At 62.4% G+C, this 11,984-nt stretch carries 10 protein-coding genes; 6 read left to right on the forward strand and 4 right to left on the reverse strand.

Translation table 11 applies throughout. From position 1 onward, the window contains the following. Positions 1-124: 124 nt before the first annotated feature. The 5 genes from AC0X69_RS19420 (at position 125) to AC0X69_RS19440 (ending at position 7,714) form a co-directional block, all read left to right on the forward strand. Positions 125-1,747: a porin gene (locus AC0X69_RS19420; RefSeq protein WP_482609941.1), complete on the forward strand. Its 1,623-nt coding sequence runs from the start codon at positions 125-127 to the stop codon at positions 1,745-1,747. Positions 1,748-1,834: 87 nt separating this feature from the next. Continuing rightward, positions 1,835-2,548, forward strand: a complete 714-nt coding sequence (locus AC0X69_RS19425) for a tetratricopeptide repeat protein (RefSeq protein WP_482609943.1) — start codon at positions 1,835-1,837, stop codon at positions 2,546-2,548. A 752-nt stretch (positions 2,549-3,300) separates the two neighbouring features. Then, on the forward strand, positions 3,301-5,262 hold the full coding sequence (locus AC0X69_RS19430) for an OprO/OprP family phosphate-selective porin (RefSeq protein ID WP_482609945.1): 1,962 nt from the start codon (positions 3,301-3,303) through the stop codon (positions 5,260-5,262). Positions 5,263-5,436: 174 nt separating this feature from the next. Beyond that, positions 5,437-7,299: an OprO/OprP family phosphate-selective porin gene (locus AC0X69_RS19435; protein WP_482609947.1), complete on the forward strand. Its 1,863-nt coding sequence runs from the start codon at positions 5,437-5,439 to the stop codon at positions 7,297-7,299. Positions 7,300-7,495: 196 nt separating this feature from the next. Then, a complete protein-coding gene (locus tag AC0X69_RS19440; protein WP_482613453.1) occupies positions 7,496-7,714 on the forward strand; it encodes a DUF2093 domain-containing protein in 219 nt (72 codons plus the stop codon). Here AC0X69_RS19440 and lpxK read toward each other — a convergent pair whose 3' ends face one another. From lpxK to AC0X69_RS19460, 4 genes are all read right to left on the reverse strand, one after another. Beyond that, entirely contained in the window at positions 7,715-8,722 is a 1,008-nt protein-coding gene (gene lpxK, locus AC0X69_RS19445) for a tetraacyldisaccharide 4'-kinase (protein WP_482609949.1), read from the reverse strand. Positions 8,723-8,749: 27 nt separating this feature from the next. Further along, a complete protein-coding gene (locus tag AC0X69_RS19450) occupies positions 8,750-10,027 on the reverse strand; it encodes a 3-deoxy-D-manno-octulosonic acid transferase (RefSeq protein WP_482609951.1) in 1,278 nt (425 codons plus the stop codon). A gap of 120 nt (positions 10,028-10,147) precedes the next feature. Further along, positions 10,148-10,408 (reverse strand): DUF4170 domain-containing protein, encoded by a 261-nt coding sequence (locus AC0X69_RS19455; RefSeq protein WP_482609953.1) that lies wholly within the window; start codon positions 10,406-10,408, stop codon positions 10,148-10,150. Then, the gene (locus AC0X69_RS19460; protein ID WP_482609955.1) at positions 10,405-11,226 is read right to left on the reverse strand and encodes a 3'(2'),5'-bisphosphate nucleotidase CysQ; all 822 of its coding nucleotides are present in this window, start codon (positions 11,224-11,226) and stop codon (positions 10,405-10,407) included. The genes AC0X69_RS19455 and AC0X69_RS19460 overlap by 4 nt, the downstream gene beginning before the upstream one ends. A 219-nt stretch (positions 11,227-11,445) precedes the next feature. On the opposite strand from AC0X69_RS19460, the gene AC0X69_RS19465 reads away from it, so the two are divergent. Beyond that, a complete protein-coding gene (locus AC0X69_RS19465; RefSeq protein ID WP_482609957.1) occupies positions 11,446-11,970 on the forward strand; it encodes a DUF6101 family protein in 525 nt (174 codons plus the stop codon). The last annotated feature ends 14 nt before the right edge of the window (positions 11,971-11,984 follow it).

The raw sequence follows: 11,984 nt of genomic DNA on the forward strand, positions 1-11,984 counted from the left end.
GGCGCCGGCGCCACACTTCCCAGCCGTTCCAACGTCACAAATCAGCTGCGGCAGAGTTTGTCACCCCTCTGTCATCCAGCCTTGGCTTCACTGTCGCCCGGAAGTTAACCGGGGGATTTAACCTATGAAACTGGGAGTTGGACAACGCGCGCTCGCCATCGCTGCGTTCGGCCTATACTCGCTGGCCGCGATCGAGCCGGCGTCAGCGGATGTCTCCGCTGAAATCCGCGCGCTCAAGGCGCGGCTCTCCAAGCTCGAGGCCGATGAGGCGCGCGCCAAGCAGGCGGCCAAGGCGGCGGCGGCCCAGCATGCGGCTGCGGCGGCGCTGCCGCCCCCGCCTCCGCAGCACTGGTATGAGCGGCTCAGCCTGCGCGGCTATACGCAAATGCGCTATAACGACATTCTGAGCGGCGGCCCGTATTGGTACGACATCAGGACGACGAACGACCGTTCGGTCGGCGACCGGCAGAACTTCTTCATCCGACGGGCGCGCATCATTCTGAGCGGCGATGTCTCAGATCATCTCTATCTCTATTTCCAGAACGACTTCGCGAGCAATCCGCCGAACGCGAATTCGACGTCGCCGACCTTCGCCGCCTATGGCAACCCCGCCGCTCAGGCCGTCTACTATTTCTACAATCCGGTGTTCCCATATCCCGGATTCAACCAGGTCGGCAGCTACACCAACGCGCCCGGCAACTTTGCGCAGATCCGCGACCTCTACGCCGACATCTACTTCGACAAGGACAAGGAATTCCGCGTCCGCGCTGGCCAGTCGAAAATTCCCTATGGCTTCGAAAACATGCAGTCGTCGCAGAATCGTCTGGCGCTCGACCGCGCCGACGCCATCAACACCTGCTGCAAGGACGAACGCGACATTGGGCTGTTCTTCTACTATACGCCGAAGGAAATGCGGCATCTCTTCCGCGACCTCGTGAAGAACAACCTCAAAGGCACGGGCGATTACGGCATGGTCGCCTTTGGCGTCTACAACGGACAAGGCGCCAACCGCATCGAGCTCAACAAGGGCACGCATCTCGTCGCGCGCTTCACCTACCCTTACGTCTTCGAAAACGGCCAGGTGGTCGAAGCGAGCATCCAGGGCTACACGGGACGCTTCGTGCCTTACACGGCAGCGATCCGGCCCTCGCTGGGCATGGCGACGAACTGGGCGGGCTTCATTCCGCTGAACACGCCATACACCAACATCGGATCCGGCTTCGTTCCTTATGTGAACGGGGCCGGATGGAACAACGTCGGAAACTATCAGCTGGGCGTCTATGGCGCGTTCAACGGTTGGGGACCGGCCGTGGCGAATGGCGGGCAGGGCATTCGCGACTCGCGCGTCGCGATCACTGGCGTCATCTATCCGCAGCCCTTCGGCCTTCGCGCTGAATGGAACTGGGGCGTCGGGCCGCAGCTCAATGGAACGCAGACCGCGATCGAGGCGAGAAGGCTGAACGGCGGCTATGTCGAAGCCTCCTACAAATATGAGGACAAGGACTTCGGCACCGGCGTCTATTTCCCCTTCGTGAAATGGCAATACTATAACGGCGGGTTCAAATTCGATAACAACGCGCCGAACGGCCGTGTGAACGAATGGGACGTCGGCGTCGAGTATCAGCCCTTGCCGGAGCTCGAATTCACGGCGATCTACTCTCACATGGACCGCACCAACACGGTTGCGGCGCCCTATCGGCAATTCCAGGCTGACCTGCTCAGAATGCAGCTGCAGTGGAACTACTGATCAATTTGGTCAGGCCGTGATCTCGTCGAAAGCCTCCGGTTCGCGCCGGGGGCTTTCGCGCGTCTTGATTTTGCTGAAGGAGCCCGAATGACTAAGCCCGTGGCCACGATCGCGTTCTCCATCCTGCTCGCTTGGGCCGCGCCGGTCCGCGCTGACGATTATGAGACCGCGATGGGCGCAACGCGACGCGGCGATTACGCCAGCGCCTTCAAACTGCTCAAGCCGCTTGCCGAGAAAGGCGACGCGCGCGCGGAGGGAGACCTCGGCGCGATGTATCTCACAGGCAAGGGGATCGCCGCCGATCCCAAGGCGGCCATCAAATGGCTTCGCGCCGCCGCCGATCATGGAAACGCCTCCGCACAGTTCAATCTCGGCACGATGTATCTCGAAGGACAGGTCGTCATGAGGGACTACAAGGAGGCGATGAAATGGAATCTGCTCGCGGCGGATCAGGGACTGGCCGCCGCGCAGATGAATATCGCCTCAATGTATTATGACGGCGCCGGCGTTGCGCAGGACTACAAGGAAGCCGCCAAATGGCTGCGGCTGGCCGCCGAGCAGGGCGACGCCGACGCCCAGTTGAATCTCGGCAACATGTATGTCGCCGGACAGGGCGTCGAACGCGATCTGCTGCACGGCTACATGTGGACGCAGCTCGCGACGGAGACGCTCGCAATGAGCGTCGCCGAGAAGAAATCGATCCGCGACATGTCGGCGAAATCCTTGTCGCCCGAGCAGATCGCCAAGGCTCAAGCCATGATCGCTCGGTGCAAGGACTCGAAATTCAAGAACTGCGACTGAGCCCTCGGCAACGCTCCGGCTGACGGAGCGTCACCGCTCTCTGGATCTTTCATCGATTTATTTCAGTCGTTCGCTGTCAGGCTCGCAGGCTTCGCTCCTGCGAGCGGCTGATCGACGAGGGTTGTTTCAGCCCCGTTCAGCCAAGTCCGCCACCACGCCCCTTCGGCGATAAGCTTTGCGCCCGTTCTTCGGCAGTGGACGGCGGGCTGGATCCACGGCCGGCAGGTGAGAAGCCTGCTCCTGTTTCGGTCGCTTCGCGAAACCTCTTTGTCATTTGCGCTCCCTCCCACAAGGGGAGGGAGGCGTTCGTTGCGCGGCGACGCAGCGTCGCTCGCTCAACCCGGGCGGGATCTTTGCAGGCCCGTGTTGCTGCAGTTTGTCCAAAAAGTATAGTTTTATTTCCGGATTGTTTTTATCATGTATACAACAGAAATAATGTTTATGGATTGTTTCCAATTTAGTACGATTTGGCGCCTGTACTGAGTCTGTCACAAAACGTATAAGATACAGTGTGCACTATATGACATGCATGCTATTAAGTAGAAATCCGTACCGTTTAAAGAAGCTCAATATTGGTTTTAGTACTTATATATGTGCGTATCTGTGTTGCACGTCAGCAACATAATTCAGAAATACGTGACTTGGATCAACGGATGACTGCATTGATACTTCAATTGTCACGGATGTGTCATTTAGGGAGGGCCATAAGTCGCGCGCTGCATTCCGAAACTAACCAAGCGCGAGGCTGGGACATGGCGACTACTCCGATCTATCAATCACTTGCTTTGGCGACGGCGGGAACATTGCTCGCGGCTACCGGCGCTGGCGCGACCGACAGCGCCACTGAGGCGCGACTGCGCATGTTGGAAGCGGAGATCGCCAGACTTCGTCCGCTAGAAGCGGAGGTCGCGAAACTTCGTCACGAGGCGCATGGCGCGAAGGCGCAGGCGAAAATCGCGACGAATGTCGCCAACGCCGCCACCGCGGCGGCGGTGAAAGGCCCGCCGGGTCCGCCGCCGCCGCCCCCGGTCTTCGTCAGTTTGAAAAGCGGCCTTCTGGTCGAGACCGAGGACAAGGCCTTCGCCTTCAAGGTCGGCGGCCGCCTCTTTGTCGATGGCGGCGGCACAATTGGCTCACCCGGCAATGGCTGGCAGGGGAATGTTGGTTTTGGCCAGGCGCGACTGGAGGCCGAAGGGAGGCTGAGGCCTTGGTTCTACAAGCTTCAATTCGATTTCGCGAATTCCACAACGCAGCTTTGGAATACAAATCTGCCTAATGCGAACACCCTCACGGGTCTCGCGTTCTGGTCGCGAAACTACGTAACCGACCGCAATTTTCTCTGGGGCGGATGGCGCGACGCCTACCTTGGCCTGCAAGACCCCCGCTTGTCGCATCCGTTGCTCGCCGAGCCGGTCTATTTCAAGATCGGCAGCCAGTACGAGTCATTCAGCTTGGAGGCCTTGGCTTCCTCGAAATATCGCGACACGATCGAACGGCCGCTCGCGGTCGATGCAATCGCCCCCTTCCGTCACATTGGCGTGGCCGCTGGCCTGATCGGCAAAGACAATTGGACGGCTCACTTCGGTCTTTATTCGCTGAGCTTCCAGGATCTCAACGCGCGTCCGGTGAACACATCGTCCGGAAACGTGGGCGTTTTAGCGCCAGCCTATAATGGCTTTGGCGTGAGAAACGCCAATTGGTATCAACCCTGGGGAGGCGGCGCCTATTGGGAAACCACCGGCCGCGTAACCTGGGCGCCGATCTTGGACGAGCATCGGCTTGTGCATTTAGGCGTCGCCGGCAGCTACCATCAGCCCAACAACGCGACAGCCTACAGCGACGATCGCAACTCGGCCCCGGGCAATCGGCTCGGATCCGAAGCCAATATCCTTGGAACCACCTTCCTCGGAACCACGGATCTTTCGTGCGGCCGGTTCGCTCAGCCCGCGGCCTTCGTGACGCCTGCAGTGACCTTCAACCAGTATAACGCCGCCGGCAACTGCATCAAGGACATCGAGAAGATCGACCTTGAAACTGCATTCTCCTACGAGAACTTCTTCGTTCAGGGCGAGTGGCTCATGGCGAACTATAACAGGAACACATCCGCCGCTCAGCAGTTCGCGCTGGCCCAACTCAATCAGCTGGGCGCCGCTTCGCCAACGCAAGGCTTGTTTCTGTCTCCGGGCAATTCCAACTACGTCGCCAGCGGAGGATATGTGCAGGGCGAGTGGTGGATCACGGGAGAAGAGAAAGCTCAGTCCTACGATCTGAAAGACAAGAACGGCGTGACCTTCGGCCAGCTGAAGATCAAGGATCCCTTCTCCAGGGGAGGCTGGGGCGCCTGGGGTCTCGTCGGACGCTGGAGCGTTCTCAACCTGAACAACGGTCCGTATCAGGGCGCGTCGCTCTACAACAACCTGCTGGTCGCCAATAACGCTTTCGGCTTGTTCGGGGGGCCCCTGCCGGGAACTCCCGCACAGATCGCCAATGCGACACTCTTGCAGAACGTCATCGCAAATTCCGGCGTCTATGGCGGCTACCAACAAAACGTGACGGCGGGCATAAACTGGTATCCGGATAACGGCTTCGCCTTCCAGTTCAACGCCACTCATGTGCTGTCTCTGAAGTCGCCGTTGAACTGGAATCCTCAGTCCTCCTATGAGGGCGGCTCCCATCCGACGTTCCTCGAAATGCGGGCGAAGGTCTATTTCTAGCCCTCGCGACTCGAGCAATTCTCCGCGCCCCATTTGGGGCGCGGACGCCTTTGCATCAGAGGGGTGAGAAGGGCGCTAACTATTCGTTAAGGTTAACGCCGCACCCTCTCCGCCAAACGCAAAAGGAATCGCGAGGCGGACTTGGCAATTCGGCGGGCGAAGGAAGCACTCGCCGTGGCGACGGTTGGGGCCTTGCTCTCGACAGGCGCCGGCGCGTCCGAGAGCGCGATCGAGGCGCGACTGCGCATGCTGGAAGCGGAAATCGCCAGGCTTCGACCGCTCGAAGCCGAGGTCGCCAAGCTTCGTCAGGAAGCGCGCCAGGCGAAGCCGCCGTCGCGAAGTTCAAGCGCGAAGAGCCGTTCACAGCAAAGCGAAACGAATGTCGCCAATGCTGCAGTGTCCAAAGGGTCTTCAGACACGCCGCCACGGCCGCCGGTGTTCGTCAGCTTCAGGAACGGGCTTTTCGTCGAGACCGAAGACAAGGCGTATAGCTTTAAGGTCGGCGGCCGCATCATCATCGACGGCGGCGGCATCGCTCTGCCGCTCAACGGTTTCGACAATCAGGTCGGCGGCCGCCAGCTCCGGCTCGAGGTCGAAGGCAAGGCCGCGCAGATCTACTTCTACAAGCTGCAATATGACTTTACCGGCACAAGCCAGATAACCGGCGTCAATCACGTCTATGGCGGCATTCGCGACGCCTATTTCGGCATCCAGAGCCCGCTGTTCACGCTGCCCTTCGCGAAGGATCCGGCCTACATCATGGTCGGCAGCATGTTCGAGCCGTTCAGCGTCGAGGCGATCAATTCCTCGAAATACCGCGACTTCATCGAACGTTCGCTCGCCGTCGACACCTTCCAGCCTGATCGTCATATCGGCCTTGCCATGGGCGCATATGGCGACGACTGGACCTTCAAGGGCGGCATATTCAGCACCAGCTTCGGCGACGCGAGCCTCAATCCCGCGCGCGGCTATCCGGCGACCTGGGGCATTCCACGACTCTACATTCCGAACGCGGGCGGCGGCGGTCCTTTCCAGTCCAACACCACCTGGTTTCAAGCCACCGGAGGCGGGCAGTATTTCGACCTCACCGGCCGCCTGACCTACGCGCCGATCCACGACGAGCATGATCTTCTTCACGTCGGAGTCTCCGGCCGCTATCACCAGCCAAACGACTCCACGGCGGCGAACAACGACCGGGTCCTTGCGCTCGGCAACCGCATCAGATCGGAAGCGAATATCCTCGGCCAGGGACTCATCGGCACGCCGGATCTCTCCTGCGGAACGATCGTGGGGCCGATCCCGCAAAACATCTTCAACAGCTCCGCCTTCGCCGGCAAATGCACGAAGAGCGTCGAATCCTTCGGCATTGAGTTCGCGGCGTCACATGGGCCGTTCGGCATCCAGGCGGAATATTTCGGCGCCCTTTACAACCGCGATCAGAACGCGATCAACCGCGCGACTTATCTGACGGCGGCTTCGGCGGCGACGGGCGTCATTCCCGTCAACGGTTCTCTGGTTCCGTTCAATCCCGGAGGACGGTCGGCTTATTTCGACGGCTATTACATCCAGGGCACCTATTGGATCACCGGCGAGGAACGCGCGCAGTCCTATGACATAAAGGACAAGAACGGCGCGACCTTCAATCAGCTCAAGATCAAGAATCCGCTCAGCAAGGGCGGCTGGGGCGCCTGGGGCTTGGCCGCTCGCTTCAGCTCCGTCGACCTCAACAACGGACCCTACAACGGAAACACCCTTTACAACCTGCTGGCGCTCACGACCTTCGTCACGCCAAATCCATTCGCCCGGACCTACATCGCCAACGCCGGGATCAACGGCGGCCGTCAGCAGAATCTTACGATCGGCGTCAATTGGTACCCGGACGTGGGCATCGCATTCCAGGCGAACTGGACGCGCGTGATGAACATCGTCTCGCCATTGAACCTCTACAACGGCGGTCCACTGCCCATGCTTCTCGGCGCCAATTATACCGGCGCGCATCCCAATCTGTTCGAGGTCCGCGCCAAGGTCTATTGGTGAGCAGAACCTGCGCCTTGAGGATGTGGCCGGGCGCGAGTCTCGGCGGGCGTTTCCTTGCACGCGCCCGGATGCTATATGCTGTAGATCTGATCCTGCCGGAAGGGAGCGTTCGAGTTCGTCGATGCGGTCGCTCGTAACGACGCTCAGGCGCCTGATGGCGCGTCCGTTCCCGCGGCGCTATGGCTTGAGAACGCGCATGAACCGCTATGACCGGCAGCCTCAGCCTGCTGACGAGGCCGTCGTCGAATATCTCGATGGCGAGTATCGTGTGCGCAAGCCAGGCGCCTATGTGCGTTGCGCTGTCACCGGCGAGCCGATCCCGCTCGAGGATCTGCGCTACTGGAACGTCGATTTGCAGGAGCCCTACAGTGGCCCGCACGCCAAGCTGATGCGTCTTGGCGTAAAGAAGCCCTGATCAACGGCCGAAGCGGCTGGCTGCGGCGTCGCCTCCCGTAACCGCTTGGAGCGCCTCCTCCAGAAGGACGGCGTCGTCGAACGTCAGCGTGACGGGCAGCGTGTGAACGCCGAGCGTCGCGAGCTGATCGCCCATCCGCGCGGCGTCCTTTTCCGTCGTGACGAGCCGTGCGCCATGCTGCTGCCGCAGCTTCGATAGCGTCGCATAATCGCTCTGTGTGAATCGGCGGTGATCGCCGAACGCGACTCGCGCCGCGATCTTTGCGCCGCACGCCTCCAGCAGGCTGAAGAATTTCTCGGGCCGGGCGATGGCGGCGAAGGCGATGATTCGCGCGCCTTTCAGCGCATCGGCGGCGTTCGGGTCAGGCGCAAAACGCGCGCCGATGACATGCTTGTTGGCGCACGCGGCGATATCGCGTCCTGCAGCGCCATCGCCGACGATGACCAGCATGTCCGCCGCCGCAAGCTGCGCGCCGAGCGGCGCCCGCAAAGGCCCGGCAGGGATGCAGCGGCCGTTGCCCGCGCCATAGTCCGAGTCGACGGCGATGATCGAGAGGTCCGGCGCGATGCGACGGCTATGAAAGCCGTCATCGAGAACTAGGACGCTGGCGCCGAGACGCGCGGCGAGAGCCGCGCTCGCCACGCGGTCGGCGCCTGCGATTGTCGGCGCGATACGCGCAAGCAGCAGCGCTTCGTCGCCGACGTCGTCAGCGCCATGACGGTGCAAATCGACGACCACGGCGGATGCTTCGCCGCGCGTGCGGCCATAGCCGCGCGTGAGCAGGACCGGCGTCTCGCCCGCCGCCTGCAGAAGCTGCGCGAGCGCGATGACGAGCGGCGTCTTGCCGTCGCCGCCCGCCGTCAGTCCGCCGACGACGATCGTCGGCAGATTGGCGCTCGGCGCATCGCGAAGAAGGCGCCTGCGGGCTGCGTCGCCGTAGAGCGCTGCAAGCGGAGAAAGGAGCCGCGCCGTCGCGCCATCGTCACGCCAAAAGGCGGGCGTGCGCATCTCAAACAGCGCTGCGGCGCACGGCGCTCATTGCTGGGCGACCGCCATCTGCGCGAGATAGGGTTCGACCGCGGTCATGATGCCGCGCGAAGCGCCGCCGAGCTTTTCCACCGTCTCGGCCGCGGCGCGTCCCATCTTGCGCATGCGCGCAGGATCGGAGAGCAGATACTGCGCGGCCCGCGCCAGCGACGCGGCGTCGCTCACGCGCGCGGCGGCTTTTGCGGCGGCAAGCTCGCCGTAGACTTCCGTGAAGTTTTCGACGTGCGGACCATAGAGAATCGCGCAGCCGAGCTTCGCCGGCTCGATTGGATTTTGTCCCCCGCCGGGCAGCAGCGACTTGCCCATCAGGACGACTCCCACGCTGCGGAAGATCAATCCAAGTTCGCCGACGCTGTCCACCACATAAACGTCGACGTCGCGCCGCGGCTCGCGCTCCTGCGACCGCAAGGCGGCGCGCAATCCTCTGGCGCGCGCAGCTTCGACGATCTCGACGCCGCGCTCATGGTGACGCGGCGCGATGATCGTCAGCAGCGCGGGCGACTGCGCGGCCATTTCGACGTGCGCGTCGAGCACGACGTCCTCTTCGCCGGGATGGGTCGAGACGGCCGCCCACGCCGGCCGCGCCCCGATCGCGCCGTTGAACTCCGCAAGTCTTGCCGAATCCGCCGGCGGCGGCGGCACGTCGAATTTCAGATTGCCGGCGATGCGCACGCAACGCGCGCCAAGCGCCAGGAATCGGGCGGCGTTATCCGAATCCTGCGCAAGGCAGAGATCGACGGCGCCGAAGACGGATTTCGCAGCGCCGGGGACGGCGCGCCAGCGCTCGGCGGATTGGCGCGAGATGCGGGCGTTGGCGAGAACGAGCGGCGCGCCGCGCGCGCGCACCGCGGCGACGATGTTGGGCCAGAGTTCCGACTCGGCGAAGACAGCGATATCCGGGCGCCAGTGATCGAGGAATCGGTCAACGAATTTGGGCGCGTCGAGCGGCGCATATTGGTGAAAGGCGCCCGCTGGCAATCGCGCGCTGAGAACGCGGGCGGAAGAGACCGTGCCGCTCGTCACCAGCACGTCGAGTCCGCGCTGGATGAAGCGGTCGATGAGTGGGAGCAGCGACAGGCTTTCGCCGAGGCTTGCGCCATGCAGCCAGACAAGTCGCCCGGTCGGCCGAGGACGATGCGACTCGCCCATGCGTTCGGCCAGCCGAGCGGGATCTTCCTTGCCAAGTTTCGCGCGCCAATTGAGCGCGGCGCTGGCGAACGGCGTCGCCGCTATCGTCGCCAGCCGGTACAATTTCAGAAGCGACATGTTTCCTGTCTATTAGACTTCGGTCCGCCTCGGCGATCTGACGGCGTCTTCTCGACTCGCGTCGGGCTACCCGAACCGCAATTATATTCCCGGCAAAACCGGCAAATTTTGGAAAGCCGATTAGAGTTCCTCCACGTCCGGATTGAGCAGCCGATAGAGATGCACCACGAAATAACGCATATGCGCGTTGTCGACCGTGGATTGCGCCTTCGCTTTCCATGCCGCGAGGGCGCTATCGTTATCCGGATAGATGCCGACGATGTCGAGCTTGCTCGGATCGCGGAACTCGACGCCGTCCAGCGTCTCCAGCTCGCCGCCAAATACAAGATGTAACAGCTGTTTCTCTTTCTTCGCCGAGGTTGCTTTCGTCGTCTTGTTCATAATTTTCCTTCCAGCACCTCCCGCGCCAGCGCGAGGCTTTCGTCGAACAGCGATTTCGGAGCCGCGATGAGCATCTCGCGGGCGAGCGAGGGGCGATTATAGGTGAGCGCGACTCCCTCCGGCTCGCTCAACATGGCGCCGGCTTCCACGAGGAGAACGTCCGCGGCGGCGATGTCCCAGTCGCGCGCATTGGGCGCCGCGACGACGATATCATGCCGGCCAGAGGCGATGTCGGCAAGCCGCAAGGCCAGCGACGGCGTGCGCGGCGCCATCACGAATCCTTGCGGCAAAGTGGCAAGCCTGTCCTGCATTGCGCGGGGCGCGACCAGCGCCGCGCCGGCGATCTGGGCGCGCTGGGGCGCGACAAGGGGCGAACCGTTGAGAAAGGCGCCGAGCCCAAGGGCGCCCACATAGGTCTCGCCCAGCGCCGGCGCATGGATCACGCCGGCGACCGGCCGGCCGCCAACGACCAGCGCGATGGAGACCGACCAACGCGTATCGCCCCGCGAGAAGGCCTGCGTTCCATCGATTGGATCGACGACGATCAAAGCGTCATGCGCCAGCCGCTCGGCGGTGTCGACGCTTTCTTCGGAGAGCCACGCCGCATCCGGCGCGATCCGCGCCATCTCCTCGAACAGGAAGCGATCGACGGCGAAATCGGCCTCGGTGACCGGCGAGCCGCCGCCCTTGTAAGAGACGGCGGCGCTCGTCCGCTGTCCCGGGCGGAAGTAGGCCATGGCGATGTCGCCGGCCTTGCGCGTGACGCTTTCGAGTTTTGGGAGGAAGGCGGCGAGTTCTGCTTGGCTGGAGCCCATCATGAGCAGGAGTAGGTGAGGCGTCGACCGGCTGCAAGCGGACGCATTGCGCAGAATAGGAGCAATTTGAACGAATTCCTTTCCATGGACTTCACTCTCATCGGCTAAACCATGCGTGAAAGCAACGATTTACGTGCTGTTCACCGAGCTTTTTAGCGCCTTCCCCGCAGGGCTGCGGCAAGATGGGCGCCGAGATGGAATTCAAGCCGTAAGGAGTGACCGATGGTTGAAGCCGACGCCGCCCGCAGGATCGAAGAAAACGTCTATGTTCAGCGCGATCGGCGCGCCGACGGTGGCGCCCGGCGCATCCGCGTGACTCGGGAAGACGTCCTGATCGCCCGTCGCTTGAGCGGCGTGGCCATGGTCATCTCGGTGCCCGTCAGCGCTTATTGCGGCGTCGCCCTCGATGTCCAGCCCGCCGACGACGGATCGCCTCGCTACGTCCTCTCGCTCGCCCACAGCGACCCCGACCTCGACATTCTTCTCGGCGAGACCCGGGACGGCGGCGCCGTCGCGTCCGACTGGCGTCACTGGGCGACCTGGCTCGGACTGCCCCGCGTCACCGAAGAGGATGGCGAATTGCGCGCGCTCGAGGGCGCCGAGGAGATCGCCGCTTCCGTGCGCCGGCGTTGCGAGGTCAATGTGCGCAAACGCCGCCCGCGATTCCTCGTTCGCCGCAACGCCGGCGACTCCCGCCGCATGAAGATCGTCCATGCGCAAGAGCGCGAGATCATTTCCTATGAATGAGACGTCTGCTGCAC

The organism is Methylocystis sp. Uni0008 (assembly GCF_056838045.1).